Below are 17,975 nucleotides of genomic sequence, written 5' to 3'. Positions count from 1 at the left end.
ACAAATCAAATATACTAAAAACAAGCCACTGCCCTTCATTTGCATGCTTATTCTGCAAGCTCATCTTCCAGCTGTTTTTTTAAGTGATGGAATAGGATAAGCCTAGCAATAACTTGATTAATGATTTGCAATATTTCCAATTTTGGTGCGAATATATTCATTAAATTTATCTAACGAAATTACTCCTTTTAGATTTCTATAAAACCTCAAAATAATTTCAACCTCATAAACATTTTCCTATCTTTAGGCTTTAATTTATTCCTTATATGAAAAGAACATTACTTTCGTTAGTTGTTTTAGGTTCGCTTTATTCCTGCAACAAGACCGCCAAAGTAGAGGCCGATGAGTTTGCAGATATTCACTTTGAAAACTACAAAGAACATTTTGTCGATGAGCTATGGAAGCTTAATCCCGGCTGGGCTTCAAGCCAAGGTTATCATAAATACGATAGCGTTTTGATGATTCCTGATGAGGCTTATGAGAAAAAACAGCTGGAGTTTTCCAATTCGCAATTGGACTCGCTAAAAAAATATTCGCTCGAAAACCTGTCAGACAACAATAAGACCGATTTCTATATGATCAAGAATCTTTTAGAAAACGTGGTCTTTACTATTAAGGAAGTAAAATCAGACGAATGGGATCCTTCTTCCTATAACGTGAGTAGCTCTTTTGCTGAAATGCTGAATGGCAATTACGATTCGCTCGAAGCGCGCTTGAAAAACATCAGCCTTAAGATGGGCAATATTCCGGCCTATTATGCCGCGGCGAAAAAAAATATAAAGAACCCTACGGTAGAACATACGCAGCTGGCAATAGCGCAAAACTTAGGCGGTATTTCTGTTTTTGAAACAGACCTTAAGGCAGCCGTAGACAAAAGCAAGCTTGGTAAGGCAGAGAAGGTCGCCATTCTTGAAAAAGCGACTACAGCTGTAACAGCTATCCGTGACTATGCCGACTGGCTGCAGAAGCTGGATAATAAGACACCGCGCTCTTTCCGACTCGGAAAAGAACTGTATGCCAAGAAGTTTGATTTCGACATCCAGTCGGGTTATAATGCCGAACAGATCTACCAAAAAGCCATCAGTCAGAAAAAAGAACTGCACGACAAGATGTTTGCACTGGCAGATAAATTATGGAGCAAATACTTAGGCAATGCGCCAAAACCGACAGATAGGCTAGACCTAATCAAGCAAGTAATTGACAAAATTTCCTTGCAGCATACGACGCCTGAAAAGTTCCAGTCGCAAATTGAAATGCAAATTCCAGAACTGATCTCTTATGTAAAAACAAAAGACCTAATTTATATCGATCCGTCCAAGCCTTTAGTCGTTCGTAAAGAACCAGATTATATGGCGGGCGTGGCGGGTGCTTCAATTTCGGCACCTGGTCCTTATGATAAAAATGGAAATACGTATTATAATGTCGGAAGCCTTTCAGGCTGGTCGGCAGAAGATGCCGAAAGCTACCTGAGAGAATACAATGACTATATCTTACAGATATTGAACATCCATGAAGCAATTCCTGGACATTATACGCAACTGGTCTACAGCAACCAATCGCCGAGTATTATCAAGGCCATTCTGGGCAATGGTGCAATGATTGAAGGCTGGGCAGTCTATACGGAAAGAATGATGCTAGAGAGCGGCTACAAGAATTCAGACGAAATGTGGCTGATGTATTATAAATGGAATCTGAGAACAATTTGTAATACCATCTTAGACAATAGCGTGCATACCCGAAATATGTCTAAAGAAGAAGGAATCCATCTGCTGACCAAAGAAGCTTTCCAGCAAGACGCAGAAGCTGAAGGCAAATGGAAACGTGTGACCTTGTCGCAAGTACAGCTTTGCTCGTATTTTACAGGCTATACTGAAATCTATGACTTTAGAGAACAGCTTAAAAAGGAGCAGGGCAAGAGCTTTAACCTGAAGCATTTTCATGAGAAATTCCTTAGTTATGGCAGCGCTCCAGTTAAATATATCAAAGAATTGATGCTAAAAGAAAAAATGTAGATGAGATATTTACTAGCCTCATTGCTGCTTCTTTTATGCTCATGCCAAAAGCAAATGCCTGTGACCGAAAAAATGGTTGTGGGCATTTTGCCTTATGAAGGCTTTTCTAAAGAAAAAGCACGCCGTATTGCCAAAACAATCGATAGCTTTTATGCTATAAAAACGGTTGTCCTTCCTGAAAAGAAATTGTATGCACAAGCCTTTATAAACGTAAAGTCTCCGAGGTATAGAGCCGACAGTATTATCAGGATACAGCAACGAAACCTTCCGGATTCATTAGACTTTATCATTGGACTGACAACTAAAGATGTCTCGACTACTAAAAGAGACAACGATGGTAAAATATTACAACCTGCCTCACGCTATTCGGATTGGGGTGTTATGGGACTTGGGTTTTGTCCGGGCAAAAGCTGTGTCGTTTCTACTTTCAGACTACGTCATGCAAATTCCAAAAAGCAATTTGAACGGCTGGAAAAAGTTGCTGTACATGAATTTGGACACAACTTGGGCCTGCCACACTGCAAAAACAAAAAATGCGTGATGACTGACGCAGTCGAAAGTATTGCTACGATTGATAACGAAACTCTTTCACTCTGCAAGGAGTGTAAAGAAAAAATATAAGACTATTCAAAAACAACGCCCTGTTTTTTAAAACCGTCATACAGCGCAATCCTTGCTTCACTGATAGCCGTTTCCGTCCTATAAATATTGCACCAGAATTGAATCTTAAGCTGATGCTTGGTATCCGAAATATAACTGTAAAAAAGCTGTGGCTCTTTTTCAGAATAAATTAGCGGGATAGTGCTGATGCAGTCTATTATCGTTTTCTTGATTGCTTCTTGAGAAATCTCTCCCTGCAATGTAAAGCTCAAGTCGACCAGTTTAGAGTTATTAGTATACGTCCAGTTTACGATATTTTGTGACAATATATTTCCGTTCGGAACGATGACCTCAGCGCCATTAGACGTATCGATTTTGGTTGTCCTTAATCCGATGGTTTTGACTTTTCCAGTTTGGGCACCTACATCAATTACGTCACCGATCTGTATCGGCTTGTCAAAAATCAGAATAACGCCCGAAACAAAATTGTTTACGATATTCTGAAGTCCCAAACCAACACCGACACCTAGTGCTCCAAGTACAATAGTAATTTTGTCTAAAGGAATTCCGGCTGCCGAAATAGCCAATAGATATCCTAATATCAAAAGCAATAATCTTGTGATAAGCAGTTTGGAATGTTGTTTTTTGTTAACGCTTTCTTCATCTTCATCGTCTATTTCTCCAAAGAAATAAGCTACATATTTCTGGATGATATGGGCTATCCAGACAATCAGCAAGAAAAGCAATATGTTGCCGATAGTGAAGGTAAAGTTCCCGATTTTGTTTTCAGTCGTTACGATCGAAGTGATAACATCATAAAATACGCTAGAAAGGTTGAGGTTCGAAGCGATAACAATGACCCACAGATAAGTAATAAGAAGCATGAAAGGTTTTTTCAAGTTCTTTTCAAGATTCCTAAAATCAAAAATCTTGTCGATGCCCCTGCGGATACGAATCGTATAGATCTGCAACGTAATTATTTCTAAGATAATTTTCAAGAAAACAGAAAGCGCGATTACCTGTGTTAAGGCGATGATAGCCGCTAGGCTCAGCGTATGGGCTAGAGATACGCGTCCGAAAAGATTAAAAAGTACCGCAAGGATGTTCAAGCTGATAAACAAGACTTTGGCATATTTTAAAAGACCCTTGATATACATTTCATCACGGATAGTCTGCAAGTAAGCAAATCCGAAGCGAATACAGGCAAGGTTGACCAGCACAAACAAGCAACGCTGTAACTGGCTAATTTCTACAAAAAGATCGAGGAAGCAGAACAAAGCGAAAAGAACAACCAGCAGCAGCCAGTTACGGAATGCTTTTTCTGACCATATCTTTTTGAATAGTACAGTGAGTGTTACCAAAAGTGCCAGGTGCATGGATTCGATAAACAGGGCAGGAGCATACAGGTTTATGGCAATCGCGATATTCAGCCCTATCACGATGATAGGGAATATAGTACTGTGATTCAGATAGCGGAACTGGAATACGTTTAAGTTTTCAAACCGCTGTGCCTTTTTTAGAGATTTTAAATTGAAATTAACCCACCACCATAACAGTCCGGCAAGCAGCAGGAGCATGAAGGTACTGCCCAAGCTGTAACTAAAATAATAGGCCGATGCTTTCTGCTCGGCATTGAATTTATCTTTTAGATAGGCCTGCATTTCTTGCGTTTTAGCTTTTTGGTCGGTGCTCCATAAGTTTGGATGTTCACTGCCAAAAAGAGAAACTCCTGATTTGTTCAGGCGTTCATTCACAAGGATCAGGTCTTTGGAAATCAGCATTCTTTTTTCAGTAATGCCTTTTTTCCAGCTGTTAAGCGAATCGATATTGGCTTTTAACAGGCTATCTGTTGTAATCCATTTTGCTTTTAAGTCTTTCAGCTGCGGACGAAATTCATTAATACGCAAGGTATCTTTTATCAGCTTGGCAAAAACGGTATCCTTAAGAATGCTTTTGTTGCCTTTTCTAATTTTCACAATCTTTTCATCGTTCTCATTCAGCGCTTTCCAGTAAATCTCGAACTTTTGCTGCAGTTCCAAAAGCACTTTTCGGTACATCTGCTGGTTGCGCACGTTGCCGTTATTTTGCGACCCAAGGTTCGAATCGATAAGCTTTAAGGCTTCTTTGGTCTGATGGACTTCGCCTAGCAGAAACAATACGCTCGCATCAAGCGCTCCTTTGTTTTTGGAATCGTCTAACAGCTCTCCGGCTCTTTCTATGGAAGCCAGATAATCGCTAGAAGCCAATTCATCGTCAGTAAAGATCGAAGGCTTGCCTTTCTCTGCTACAGGTTTAGCGGGTGCTGTTGCTTTTTCCTGAGCGAAAGAATAGATTCCAGATAGGAGGAAAAAGAGCAATAGAAATTGTTTTACGAAAGAAGGCTTTAGGATAAAGGGCAGCGTGGAGTAGCTATTTTTTTTCATGCTCATAAGATTGGATTAAAGGCGTATGGATTTATTCTAAAATTTCTCGGATTTGCTCTTCCAGATCGGAAAGATTTTCAAACTTCTTAAATTGCAGTTCTTTGTTCTGTGATTGCAGTTCTGTAGTGATTTCCAGCAATAGTTCCAGTGCATCGATTTCGTTGCCCAGCTTGTTCTCGTCAAAATCAGTTCCGGCTAAAAGGCCTTCATTGTACATTCCGACACACCATTCTTCTATAAATTCTGCCAGCTGGATTTCCGACGGTTCGTAGGATTTCCATTTGTCTTTGGCACAAGCCCTGGCGCCGTTTCTGTCTGACCAAAAGCACATAACAGGCATGGACTTTCCGTTTTCGTCTTCGTAATTGGCGGAGTCTAAGGTGGCAAACCCTATTTGGTTTTCAAGACCGTATACTTTTTCGGTCTTGCAGATTTTCTTTATAAATTCCTCATGGCGTTGCTGTAGCTGTAGTATGTCCTGGATCATAAGTAGGTCGGTTATAGAGGGTAAATATAATTGATAATTTTAAGTCTAGGGACTAGAATTTGTTGTCGCCATCTAAAAGGTTGCCGATACCGCCTAAGATACTGCCCTCGTCTCTGCTTTTGCCGCCACCTTGAGGTGCCGATGCCCAGACTCTTCCCGCCAATCTGCTGAATGGAAGCGATTGTATGTAGACAATTCCAGGACCTGTGAGCGTCGCATAAAACAATCCTTCGCCTCCAAAAATAGTATTTTTGATACCGCCAACAAATTCAATATCGTAGTTCACGTCTTTTGTAAAGCCTACGATACAGCCAGTATCTACCTTAAGGGTTTCTCCCGAAGCAAGTTCTTTTTTAGCCAAGGTACCTCCAGCGTGAACAAAGGCCATTCCGTCGCCTTCCAGCTTCTGCATGATAAAACCTTCGCCGCCAAAAAGTCCGCGCCCTAGTTTTCTTGAGAATTCAATGCCTACAGAAACGCCTTTTGCGGCGCACAAGAAAGCATCTTTTTGGCAGATAAAACGGCCACCATATTCGGTCAGGTCAATCGGAACAATCTTGCCAGGATACGGAGAAGCAAAGCTTACTTTTCGCTTGCTGTGGTATTGGTTTAGGAATACGGTCATAAACAAGCTTTCTCCGGTCAGGAGTCGTTTTCCTGCTGAAAAGAGTTTGCCCATAACGCCTTGGGTCTGGTTGGAGCCGTCTCCAAAAATAGTATCCATGGCAATGCCGCTGTCCATCATCATAAAGCTTCCTGCTTCTGCCACGACGGCTTCTTGCGGATCTAGTTCTATTTCCACATATTGCATTTCTTCGCCATAGATGTGGTAGTCAATTTCGTGTGCTGTCATTTGTATCGTTTTTTGGTTTGATTACCTTATGAGTAGGAGAGGCCGCCAAAATGTTACAGTCCGTCCTTGAAAATTAAAGGTATAAAAAAATGGAGCAAGTTGCCTTGCTCCATTTCTAAAAAGATAAACAAAAGTAGTACTTATTTGATGCTGATAGCAAAACCTCCGCCTGGTGCGATAGGCTGCTGCAGTTTGGTCTTAGAGGTTACTTTGATGGTTCTGATAGCATAGCTTTGCGGGTTCTTGTCGTAGCTGGCATCTTTTCCGTCGGCATAAATTGTAGCTGTATAGGTTTTTCCTTTTGGAAGGTAGTCAAAAGTGACGTTGGCCGTTCTTGCATTTTCGTCTGAAATTCCACCTACAAACCATTCGTTCTTTCCTTTGGCTTTTCTGGCCATGGTGATGTAATCGCCTGGTTCGGCTTCAATCACATAGGTATCGTCCCAGTCAACCGCCACATCTTTGATGAATTGGAAAGCATCTAAGAATTTGTTGTATGTTTCTGGCAAGTCGGCAGCCATCTGCAACGGACTGTACATGGTTACGTACAATGCCAACTGTTTTGCAAGAGTGGTATGCACGAAAGAATTGTTTTCCGGATTGTAGGCGCTGATTTTAGTCTGGAAGATTCCTGGCGTATAATCCATTGGGCCGCCCATCAATCTTGTGAATGGCAATATCGTAGTATGGTCGGCATTATTCCCTCCAAACGATTCGTATTCTGTTCCTCTTGCAGCTTCGTTGCCGATCAAATTAGGATAAGTACGGCTCAATCCTGTAGGACGTACGGCTTCGTGCGCATTCACCATGATTTTGTATTCTGCCGCTTTTGTGATGGCGTATAAATAATGGTCGATCATCCATTGGCTGTAGTGGAATTCTCCTCTAGGAAGGATGTCGCCTACATAACCGCTTTTTACGGAGTTATAACCGTTATCAACCATAAATTGGTAGGCTTTGTCCATGTGGCGCTCGTAGTTTCTCACAGAGCCAGATGTTTCGTGGTGCATCATCATCTTTACATTTTTAGAGGCAGCATAACGGTGCAATTCCTGTACGTCGAAATCAGGATACGGTGTCACAAAATCAAAAACGTAATCTTTCGATTTTCCGAACCAGTCTTCCCAGCCTTCGTTCCAGCCTTCAACAAGAACAGCGTCAAAACCATGCTTGGAAGCAAAGTCGATATATTCTTTGACATGAGCTGTATTAGCCGCGTGCTTTCCGTTCGGTTTGGTTTTGGAATAATCGGTTACGCCCAATTGTACGCTTTCTAGGTCATTATACGCCCAAGTGCTTTTTCCGGTAATCATTTCCCACCAAACGCCTACGTATTTTACAGGCTTGATCCAAGAAACGTCTTTGTATTTGGTAGGTTCGTTTAGGTTCAATATTAATCTTGAAGTCAAGATATCAGCTGCCTTGTCGCTTACTACAATGGTTCTCCAAGGTGATTGCGTAGCGGCCTGTAAATAACCTTTGTCGCCAATGGCATCTGGTGTCAGCCATGATTCCAATATCATATTCTTGTCGTCGAGATTCAATGACATGCACGAATAATTGATCAATGATGCTTCGTGTATGTTGATGTAAAGTCCGTCTTTGCTTTTCATCATCAAAGGCGTCTGCAATCCTGTTGGCGAAAACGTAGTCTGTGAAGCATTAGGCGTCACGGCATCTTTCATCTTTCCCCTCACTTCAGAAAGATTGGAAGTCACCGTACTGTATTCCTGCGTATCATAATCGCCCGGAAGCCAAAAAGCCTTGTGGTCGCCTGCAAGAGCAAACTGCGTCTTTTCTTCTTTGATTACGAAATGATTCAAGTGTTTTTGTTCTGGAAATTCATATCGGAATCCCAGTCCGTCGTTAAAAAGACGGAAACGAATACGAATATACCTTCCGTTTACAGCTTTTTGGCTCAATGTTACCAAAAGCTCATTGTAGTGGTTGCGTATGTTTTTTTGTTCACCAAGTACAGGGCTCCACGTTTCGTCAAAAGAACTCTTTTCTGATTTGTCGATTTGGAATCCGTCAAGGAAAGAAGGAGCGCCTTTCAGTTCTAGTCCAAGCTTGCTGGTCTTGATGACGGCTTTTTTCTTATAAGAAAGTTCATAGGTAGGCTCTCCTTTTGGAGATAATCCGAATTTTAATTCTAAGTTCTGGTCGGGTGAGGCAAGCTGCTGGGCATTGGCAACGCAGCACGCCACGAGTAGAAAGGCTGACAGTAGTCTTTTCATAGGATTTTAGTTTGTTAATAATAATGATGATTGTAATCTCAAGTCTCTAAAAGTGTTCTTCAAAAAACTTCCTCATAAGTATGATAAAAAACTGCGAGCCTATTGGATAGTACGTTCTGCCAAAAATACTATAATTCAAATAAATAATGGCCTTTATGACATCAGACAGGAGTATTTTTATCAATCTTGCCTTAAAACTCCAAAAAAAGTAAACGGAAGTATTTTTCTAAAATCGTTTTAACACTTTATTAGTGAAGTACTCAAAATAAATCTCTAATTTTGGAATTACTTTTTATGGAGAAATGAGAAAACTTTATTTCATACTGCTGGTCGTCCTCGGAATCTTCTTGATACCGGAGTCTTCATGGGCTTGCAGTAAAGGTTCCCATAAAAAAGCCTGCTCTAAAGAAATGGTTTCCCACAAGCATAAGAAAGACAGCTGTGAAAAAAACAATGGCTGTAAAGACAACAATCATAAGAATTGTAAAGGCAAATGCGGACATTCTTCATGTATATGTCCCGTTTCTTCTGTGAGCGCTGCCGTTTTTTTTAATCAGGAGTTTTCCAATAATGTAATTTCTTCCACAAAGAAGAAATTAAAATTTTATTATGGAGCAACCGACTTTGCTTCTGGTTTCTATTCCATCTGGTTGCGTCCTAAAATAAGCTAAGATCCTTTCATGACAGCCATAAGTCTGTCGTATTGAAAACAATTATAAGCTTACATAATAATCATTACATAAAATTTTCACGATGAAATCATTATCCAAAATAATGGCAGTTATTGCCATGGTATTTACATTTACGGCCTGTGAGGCACAAATTAAAAACGAGAAAAAAGAGACTGTAAAAATCTACGGCAACTGCAACATGTGCAAAAGCACGATTGAAAAAGCAGGAAATGTTAGCAAGACTGCCAAAGTAGAATGGAACAAAGACACCAAGATGGCTTCTATAGCCTACGACCAAAAAACAACCAATCTGGATGACATCTTAAAGCGTATTGCCTTGGCGGGCTATGACAGCGATGCCTTTCGTGCTCCAGACGACGCTTATGCCAAGCTTCCAGAATGCTGCCAATACGACCGTCCCATAAAAACAATGGCTAAAGCAGAAACGGCTCATGCTGGACATGCTATGCCAGCACCTACTGCAACGCAGGAAAAAGGACAGCTTAAATCCGTTTTTGATAGCTATTTTGACGTAAAAGATGCTTTGGTAAAAACAGACGGAAAGATGGCGTCAGAAAAAGCAAAATCCTTAGTAAAAGCGATCGGTTCCGTAAAGATGAATGAACTAAAAGCAGATGAGCATACCGTTTGGATGAAAGTCTTGAACGACCTGAGGGAAGATGCAGAACACATTTCTGAAACTGCCGATGCAAAACACCAAAGAGATCATTTTATCACCTTGTCTAAAAGTATCTATGAATTGCTTAAGGTTTCAAAATACGAAGTACCTGTCTACTACCAATTCTGTCCGATGGCGAATGACAACAAAGGTGCCAATTGGCTGAGCAAAGAAAACGCGGTAAAAAATCCGTATTATGGTTCGCAGATGCTCACGTGCGGAAAAACAGTTGAAACAATCAAATAGGCTAGTGCCATGCAGAAGTCTCACATTTTGCATGGCAATTACTTTAAAAGATAGCGAAATGACAAAAAAATATAATCATGCCAAGGCAGGAATTATAGCGGTATTCCTATTGCTTACAGCTGTTCATCTGCAGGCACAAAAGGTCGTACGTTACGACTTATATGTGCGCGATACGCTGGTAAACTATGCAGGCAAAGAAAAACGGGCAATCGCAGTAAACGGACAAATACCGATGCCTACACTAACGTTTACAGAAGGCGATACGGCCGAAATTGTAGTGCATAATGAATTAAAAGAAAGCACATCATTGCATTGGCACGGCGTATTTTTGCCAAACAAGGAAGACGGCGTGCCCTTTCTTACTCAAGAACCTATTCCGCCTGGAACTATTTATACTTACCGTTTTCCGATTATACAAAACGGAACGCATTGGTACCATTCCCATTCCAGTTTGCAGGAACAGATCGGGATGTATGGTAATTTTGTGATGAAGAAACGCAATGACGATACAACCTTTCGCAAAGGAATAGATGATCTTCCAACCGTTCCAATCATGTTAAGCGAATGGACGAATCTTAATCCCGACAATATCAACAGAATGCTCCATAATGCCAACGATTGGGCCGCTATAAAAAAAGGAGCGACACAATCCTACGCAGAAGCGATAAGAGAAGGCCACTTCAAGACCAAACTCAAAAACGAATGGAAGCGCATGATGGCGATGGACGTAAGCGATGTCTATTATGATAAGATATTGATTAACGGAAATCATTCTACAGACCTTAAGGCGGTTGATGGCAAAACACTAAAAGCAGGCGATAAAGTACGGTTGCGTATTTCAAATGGAGGCGCATCGTCCTATTTCTGGCTTCGTTATGCTGGAGGCAAAATGACGGTAGTGGCAAGCGATGGCAATGACGTCGAGCCTGTAGAAGTCGATAGGCTGATAATCGCTGTGTCCGAAACCTACGACGTAGTAGTCACGATTCCCGAAGAAGGATTGGCCTATGAATTTTTAGCAACTACAGAAGACCGAACGCAATCCGCAAGTTATTTTATCGGAAATGGTATCAAACAGTTGATTTCTACGCTTCCCCGACTAAAGTATTTTGAAGGCATGAAGATGATGAACGATATGATGAAAATGAATGGCGATCTTGACGATATGGGAATGAAGATGAGCCTAAATCAAATGGATATGAATGTGGTAATGTATCCCGAAATCACAGGAGAAACCAAACCAAAAATGGATCATAGCCAGCATGGAATGAATAAGGATAACGACCCAAATCGATACAATGCCAACGCTTTAGGTGATATAGTAACTCTAAATTATGCAATGCTTCAATCGCCTCACAATACAGTACTTCCTAAAGAAGCGCCGATACGGGAATTGAAATTTGTACTTACTGGAAATATGAATAGGTATGTCTGGAGCATGGACAATAAAATCCTTTCAGAAACCGATAAGATTCCAGTAAAAAAAGGAGAAATTCTGCGTATTACCATCTATAACAATTCTATGATGCGACACCCGATGCACCTGCATGGTTTTGATTTCAGGATAATCAACGGCAAAGGTGAAAATGCACCGTTAAAGAATGTAATGGACATCATGCCGATGGAAACCAACACGATCGAATTCTTGGCCAATGAAGAAGGCGACTGGTTCTTTCACTGCCATATATTGTATCATATGATGGCGGGGATGAATCGTGTTTTTGAAGTAGGAGATTACGAAAATCCTTTGCTTCCAGATAAAAAAATGGCATATAAGATGCTGCAAGAAGAAAGCAATATGCCGCACTTTATGGCCCAAAATGATTTTGCAACTAATGGCAATGATGGCGATGCCATGTTTCAGAATGCACGATGGTCAATTGGTACAGAATGGCGTCTGGGCTATAACGATATGCACGGTTATGAAGTGGAAACACATGTAGGCAGGTATATTGGCAAGATGCAATGGCTGATGCCTTTTATAGGTTTTGACTGGCGCTACCGCAAAATGGGAGAAGACGAGCATGAGAAAAATATATTCGGACAAAAAAATAAAAAAGACAGCCGAAGTGCCGTAAGTTTGGGAATCATGTACACCTTGCCGATGCTGGTCAACGTTCAAGCAGAAGTATATCATGACGGCATAGCACGACTATCTTTGATGCGAGAGGATATTCCAATCTCAAAAAGATTGAGAGCCGGTTTTATGGCCAACACCGATTTAGAATATATGTTCGATCTCCGATATATAATCAATAAAAATATGGGCATCCGTACGCACTATGATAGCGATATGGGCTTTGGTATCGGAGCAGTCTTCAATTATTGATAGTATCCAGCCTAAAAATAAAAAGCCTCCCGAGCAATCAGGAGGCTTTTTATTTGTCTATTTTTTCTTTAGCACAAAGATATCTTCAATCTTTTTGCGGTCTTTTTCACTAAGCTTTGATGATTTTTTTAGTTTGTCCGTAAATTCAGTAACTTCTTCAACGGTAGCCGGACAGCCTAGGTTTTCGCCTTTGGCATTAAACGAATCAGCCAATAATTTTCCATTAGCATCATAAATCTGCCAAAAAGGAATGCCGCTGTTGTCTGCCTTGTATTTTTTCAGGATGTCTTCCGCACCAGGGTTTTCAAGATTTTTTTTGTCTTTAGATTCCTGCACTACCAAAAAAGTCGTCACGTAGCTTTTGTCAAAAAAAGGCTTGACGCTCGGGTCTTCCATATTGTTTTCCATCTTCTTGCACCATTTGCACCACGAAGCATGATACATCACAAAGACGTTTTTCTTTTCTTTTTTTGCCTGTGCAAAAGCTTTTTCGAGAATCTTGTCGGCACTTTCTTGTGCAGTTGCTTGTGTCATGGCGCCGACAAAAAGCAGGCAGAGCAGTAAGGTTTTTAATTTCATAATGTTGTAATTAGTGTTCTACGAGTTAATTAAGGATTGTAAAAATCCTAGAAGTTGGTTAATAACAAACTTAATTATTAGCCGTCACATTTCCTTGTCTTTTTATAAAAATTAACCAAGAGCAATAATTTGGACCGAACAAAAAGTTAAAAGATATTCCAATCCACGCGCATTGGCTAACTTTGTCATCGTATAGAAACCCAAAACACTTATCGAAATGGAACAATTACAAGGAAGAAAAGCATTAATAACAGGAGGAAGCCGCGGACTCGGAAAAGCCACCGCGTTAGCATTGGCAGCCGAAGGCGTTCACGTAGCAATTACAGGCAGGAATGAAGAGACGCTGCTTGAGGTCGTGGCCGAATTACAAGCCTTTGGCGTAAAAGCAATCTACTCCGTTTTTGATGTGTCCGACTTTGAGCAAGTAAAAAAAGGAATTGCCTATATACACGAAGCTTTCGGAACCATAGATATTTTGATCAACAACGCAGGCATTGCCTCGTTCGGAAGCTTTTTAGAAATGGATCCGGCCCGATGGCAAGAAATCATGAACGTCAACGTCATGGGAATCTACTATGTGACACACCAAGTGCTTCCAGGCATGATTGCTAGAAATACAGGCGATATTATCAACGTTTCTTCTACGGCTGGCCTTCGAGGAAATGCCAACACGACGGCTTATACCGCTTCAAAATTTGCAGTGGCCGGACTTTCAGAAGCGCTGATGATGGAAGTAAGAAAACACAATATCCGCGTTTCTGCTTTGATGCCGAGCACGATTGCTTCAGAAATGTCACTGTCTTTAAATATCACGGACGGTAATCCAGAAAAAGTATTGCAGCCTGAAGATTTTGCCGAACTGGTCGTAGCCCAGCTAAAATTGAATAGGAGGGCATTGTTGAAGTCTGCTTCACTTTGGTCTACAAATCCTTAAATAAAAAATCCCTTCAAAAGAAGGGATTTTTTTATTTTAAAGATAGCCTAACAGCCAATAAATGATAAAGAATAAGATGATAGTGCCGAGGCATCCGCCTCCAAGTTTTTTGGCTCCCCATCCGGCCAGTATGGTTTTAAAGAATCCGTTCATGGTATAGGTTTTTAAGGTTTTCCTTAAAGTTAGCTATTTCCGTTCAAGTTCTTTAATATTTTAAGATAGAATTATTAATATTTTCCGCTAAGCAGTGCGCCTCCGATAGGTACTTTCGTATCCAATCCTAGCTTTTTCATCATTTCATACGTGGTACAGATGGCGGCAGTAGTTACAGGAATGCCTATTTCTTTCTCAATAAAGTCAATGGCTTCCAAAGACGGCATCTGTACGCAAGCCGATGCTACCAATACATCCACATCTTTTAAGTTCAGCTGCTTGTAAATCTGCAATAAGTTCATCGGATCTTGTGCTGCTACCTCAAGATTATCGGCTATTTCCAGCGCCACAAAATCTACGACTTCAAACCCTTGATGTTCGATATAATCAACGACTAATTGAGTTAACGGTTTCATATAAGGTGTAATGACAGCTACTTTTTTTGCTCCAAGAACTTTTAGTCCGTTAATAAGTGCTCCAGCACTCGTCACGATAGGAGTAGGGAAGCCGTTGTTTACGGTCTCTTCATGCAAGTTGGTTTCCGAAACGCAGTGATAACCGCGTCCCATACTCATGATGGCAACAAGACAGGCATAGCCCATAACGTCTACTTGCGCATCCGAAAGTTCTTGAGCACATTTCAAGCTCATGGCATCCATGGCTTCCAATTCTTCTTTGGTTACTTTTTTCATTCGCATCCTACTCGAATGGAAGGTGAATCGTTCTGGCGCTATCGTTTCTCTAGAACGAAACAATGCAGGAATCTCCGTTTCCATAGTTACGTTAGACGAAGGTACGATCTGGCCTATTTTATATTTTTTCATTGTTTTTTAGTGTAAGGTTGTAAAGTCTAAAGTCATAACGTCAAAGGTCATAAAGTGCAAGGCTTACTGGATTTTCTTGATGGTATTGACAAGTGTTCCGATACCTTCTACGATAGCTTCTACCACATCGCCATCCCACATCCATTCTTGCGGATTTCTTCCTGCACCGACTCCGGCTGGCGTTCCCGTTGCAATAATATCTCCCGCTTCAAGCGTGAAGACAGTACTCAAGTCTTCAATCAAATCAGGAATATTGAAAAGCATGTATTTGGTATTGGAATTCTGCTTTTCGACACCATTGACGGTCAGCGACAAGTTCAGGTTGTGCGGATTCTCAATTTCGTCTTTAGTTACCAAAATAGGTCCCATAGGAGCAAAAGTATCTTGTCCTTTAGAAACAATCCATTGTCCTGCACGACGGCAGTCTCTGGCGCTGATATCGTTGATGACGGTATATCCGAAAACATAATCCATAGCATTTTCTTTGGCTACGTATTTTCCTTTTTTGCTGATGATTACGGCCAATTCTACTTCCCAGTCCAATTGCTGTGTCAGTTTGGTATTGTGAAGAATGGCTTCTCCAGTTCCGATGACTGCTGTTGGCGGCTTAGAAAAGATAACAGGCTGCTGCGGCAGTTCTTTTGACGTATCTAATGTCCTTGCCGATTCCGCTACGTGTTCTGTGTAATTTAGTCCGATGCCTATGATGTTTTTTCTAGGCTTCGGAATCGGTGCCAGCAGCTTTATTTCGTTCAAAGGAAGCGAAGCTGAGGCTATGGCATTTTCAGAAGAAGTCTTTACTATTTCGGCAATTCTGCTGACTTCTTCCAGTCCCTTATCGATAAGTTCCAACATGGTCGTTGGAAACTCTTCATTGTGCTTGTGCCCGAAGGCTTCAAGATCAAGGACCGTATCATTATTGAAAATCCCAAGCTTCGGATCTGAATTTTTATGCGTGAAAGTAACTAATTTCATTTTATTGTAGTACTAAGGTTTGATTGTATCGTATTTTTCTTTTCTCTTTTGGACTTTCCAACTTTCCAACTTTTGACTTTAAGACTTTTAATTCTCCACTACCTGAAACCCTCCATTTTCTTCATAAGCTCTTTCTTGGTATAATCCTAAAGATTCGATGACAGGTAAGTCATTAAAAGAGAACAAGCAGGCATCTTCCGTTTCTGATAGGTTTACATGCTCATGCACAGCCCATGACGGAATGCAGAAGATATCTCTTTCTTTCCAGTCGTAGCGTTTTCCGTTGATGACCGAATAGCCTTTTCCTTTGGCACATTGGTACACAAAAGAGCCTGTATGCTGGTGTGCTTTTGTATGCTCTCCGGCACGCAATAATTGCATCGAAGCACCCATAGTCTGCATGACATGTCCTCCGGTTACTGGATTAGAATAGTGCATCAATATGCCGTCATATGGCGATCCTTCGTTTACTTTTGCGGCTTCTAGCAGGGCAGGATAGACCGTTTTCCACGAGTATTTAAATAGCGGCGAATAGGGCTTGTCCCAAATTTTGTCTGCTGGCAATAATCCTGAATTTCCATACGTTAGGGGTGAAAAGTTAACTGGAAACTTTAAGTCTTGTTTTCCGTCATATACGGCATAGTCATTCGCTTCGAGTGCATTGATTAGCGGAATATCCAGGCCGTCCTGCCAGATGCAGGTCTTTCCGTCTTCTGCGACACCATGCTCGTGCCACGTACTGTTGGGGGTAATCACAAAATCATTGACTTCAAATGTAATCTTGTTGCCGTCTACTACAGTGTAGCCTCCTTCGCCTTCCATGATAAAGCGAAGAGCCGATGCCTTGTGTCGGTGGGCTGAAGTGCTTTCTCCAGGACGCGTTACCTGTATTCCTGTATACAGCCAGCCTACTGCCGCGCTGACATCTTTGCGCTTGTCGTTGACCAGATACACTACGCGGCGTCCGGCCTGTTCTGGTGTCACCAGTTCAGAAGATTTAAGTACCAGCTCTCTCAGGCTTTCGTATTTCCAAAGCATGGGAACAGAAGAAGTACGAGGCTCCCATGGCTCGATGTCGTTGGCAACGGTCCATAAGGCTCCTGCACCCAAGGTTTCTAGTTCTTTATAGTAGGCTTCCAATTCCGGAGTGGTCTGGACTCGGGCTCTTCCGATTACGTCGTCGTTGAATTTTGATTCCATATTTTTTGTTTTTTAGTCTTCTAGTTCGGTATTCGGTATCTGACACCTACCACCCTGACAGGGTTCAAAACCCTGTCAGGGTGGTAGGTATAACTAGATGTATATTTATTCTATTATCAAATTATCTATATCAAACAAATTTTGATCCTGATTATGATACGCTATAAAATTATCTAAATCATAAAAAGCATCAATAACTTCTTTTCTTTTTATTTGCGTCGGCTTCTCGGAAACAATACTTCCGTAGGAAGACCATGGATACTCGCTTATATTCTTACAAAAACCATGATGCACAGGGTTATTGTGGATGTAATAGATCAGTTTCTGGAAATAATCCTCACACGATATCAATTTCCTGTGAAATGGCCTTTCAAACAAGCTCCCTGTTCTTTTGAAACGCTTGTTTATAGCCTGAGTGTATGCATTGAACAGATGCGAAAACTGTTTGGATGCATTGACGACCTTCGGCTTTTCAACTGTCGAATATTCCAGCTTGCTGGTATCGATCTCATCTTCTGCTTTTATATATACCAATAAATGAAAATGGTTTCCCAGCAAACACCAAGCATAGGTGTCTGCTACCGGATTCATGTATTTTTCATACAATCTTAAAAAATGATAGTAGCAATCTGTATCATAAAAAAGATCAATTCCATTATTTCCACGATTATAGACGTGATAGAACATTCCAGGTTCTAGCGGTTGTATTTTCATTTTGTATGGCGTTTAAATTATTTTTTTTATGCTATTCGCTTTCCTTTCGATACCGATAT

The 17,975-nt window shown here is 41.0% G+C and carries 15 protein-coding genes; 6 read left to right on the top strand and 9 right to left on the bottom strand.

Features of this window, described 5'->3' with window-relative positions:
* Positions 1-266 precede the first annotated feature (266 nt).
* Both OLM56_RS12470 and OLM56_RS12465 read left to right on the top strand, forming a co-directional pair.
* The gene (locus OLM56_RS12470; RefSeq protein WP_264527190.1) at positions 267-2,012 is read left to right on the top strand and encodes a DUF885 domain-containing protein; all 1,746 of its coding nucleotides are present in this window, start codon (positions 267-269) and stop codon (positions 2,010-2,012) included.
* Entirely contained in the window at positions 2,013-2,633 is a 621-nt protein-coding gene (locus OLM56_RS12465; protein WP_264527189.1) for a matrixin family metalloprotease, read from the top strand. It abuts the gene before it with no gap.
* Positions 2,634-2,635: 2 nt separating this feature from the next.
* Here OLM56_RS12465 and OLM56_RS12460 read toward each other — a convergent pair whose 3' ends face one another.
* The 4 genes from OLM56_RS12460 to OLM56_RS12445 form a co-directional block, all read right to left on the bottom strand.
* Entirely contained in the window at positions 2,636-5,035 is a 2,400-nt protein-coding gene (locus OLM56_RS12460) for a mechanosensitive ion channel family protein (RefSeq protein ID WP_264527188.1), read from the bottom strand.
* 31 nt (positions 5,036-5,066) lie between these two features.
* Positions 5,067-5,522 (bottom strand): DUF2750 domain-containing protein, encoded by a 456-nt coding sequence (locus tag OLM56_RS12455; protein ID WP_264527187.1) that lies wholly within the window; start codon positions 5,520-5,522, stop codon positions 5,067-5,069.
* Between the two features lie 52 nt (positions 5,523-5,574).
* Positions 5,575-6,375, bottom strand: a complete 801-nt coding sequence (locus OLM56_RS12450) for a TIGR00266 family protein (protein ID WP_264527186.1) — start codon at positions 6,373-6,375, stop codon at positions 5,575-5,577.
* 140 nt (positions 6,376-6,515) lie between these two features.
* Positions 6,516-8,612, bottom strand: coding sequence for a glycoside hydrolase family 97 protein (locus OLM56_RS12445; RefSeq protein WP_264527185.1), 2,097 nt, complete (start codon positions 8,610-8,612; stop codon positions 6,516-6,518).
* A gap of 302 nt (positions 8,613-8,914) precedes the next feature.
* Between OLM56_RS12445 and OLM56_RS12440 the strand changes: the two genes are divergently transcribed.
* The 3 genes from OLM56_RS12440 to OLM56_RS12430 all read left to right on the top strand — a co-directional run bounded on the left by OLM56_RS12440 (position 8,915) and on the right by OLM56_RS12430 (position 12,537).
* Positions 8,915-9,283 (top strand): hypothetical protein, encoded by a 369-nt coding sequence (locus OLM56_RS12440; RefSeq protein ID WP_264527184.1) that lies wholly within the window; start codon positions 8,915-8,917, stop codon positions 9,281-9,283.
* A gap of 82 nt (positions 9,284-9,365) precedes the next feature.
* Positions 9,366-10,208 (top strand): DUF3347 domain-containing protein, encoded by an 843-nt coding sequence (locus tag OLM56_RS12435; RefSeq protein WP_264527183.1) that lies wholly within the window; start codon positions 9,366-9,368, stop codon positions 10,206-10,208.
* 58 nt (positions 10,209-10,266) lie between these two features.
* Complete coding sequence (locus OLM56_RS12430; protein WP_264527182.1) at positions 10,267-12,537, top strand: multicopper oxidase family protein; 2,271 nt, start codon at positions 10,267-10,269, stop codon at positions 12,535-12,537.
* Positions 12,538-12,594: 57 nt separating this feature from the next.
* Here OLM56_RS12430 and OLM56_RS12425 read toward each other — a convergent pair whose 3' ends face one another.
* The gene (locus tag OLM56_RS12425) at positions 12,595-13,116 is read right to left on the bottom strand and encodes a thioredoxin family protein (RefSeq protein ID WP_264527181.1); all 522 of its coding nucleotides are present in this window, start codon (positions 13,114-13,116) and stop codon (positions 12,595-12,597) included.
* A 217-nt stretch (positions 13,117-13,333) separates the two neighbouring features.
* Between OLM56_RS12425 and OLM56_RS12420 the strand changes: the two genes are divergently transcribed.
* Positions 13,334-14,050: a 3-ketoacyl-ACP reductase gene (locus tag OLM56_RS12420; protein ID WP_264527180.1), complete on the top strand. Its 717-nt coding sequence runs from the start codon at positions 13,334-13,336 to the stop codon at positions 14,048-14,050.
* 227 nt (positions 14,051-14,277) lie between these two features.
* Here the strand turns inward: OLM56_RS12420 and OLM56_RS12415 are convergent, their stop codons facing one another.
* The 4 genes from OLM56_RS12415 to OLM56_RS12400 form a co-directional block, all read right to left on the bottom strand.
* Entirely contained in the window at positions 14,278-15,027 is a 750-nt protein-coding gene (locus OLM56_RS12415) for an Asp/Glu racemase (protein ID WP_274485929.1), read from the bottom strand.
* Positions 15,028-15,090: 63 nt separating this feature from the next.
* Positions 15,091-16,002, bottom strand: a complete 912-nt coding sequence (locus OLM56_RS12410) for a fumarylacetoacetate hydrolase family protein (protein WP_264527179.1) — start codon at positions 16,000-16,002, stop codon at positions 15,091-15,093.
* 87 nt (positions 16,003-16,089) lie between these two features.
* The gene (locus OLM56_RS12405) at positions 16,090-17,202 is read right to left on the bottom strand and encodes a cupin domain-containing protein (RefSeq protein WP_264527178.1); all 1,113 of its coding nucleotides are present in this window, start codon (positions 17,200-17,202) and stop codon (positions 16,090-16,092) included.
* Positions 17,203-17,307: 105 nt separating this feature from the next.
* A complete protein-coding gene (locus OLM56_RS12400) occupies positions 17,308-17,916 on the bottom strand; it encodes a hypothetical protein (RefSeq protein WP_264527177.1) in 609 nt (202 codons plus the stop codon).
* Positions 17,917-17,975: the final 59 nt, after the last annotated feature.

The sequence above is a fragment of the Flavobacterium sp. N2550 genome (genome assembly GCF_025947265.1).
Taxonomy (GTDB): Bacteria; Bacteroidota; Bacteroidia; order Flavobacteriales; family Flavobacteriaceae; genus Flavobacterium; species Flavobacterium endophyticum.
The sequence above is the reverse complement of the archived record's forward strand: the minus strand, read 5'-3'. Positions and strand labels throughout refer to the sequence as shown.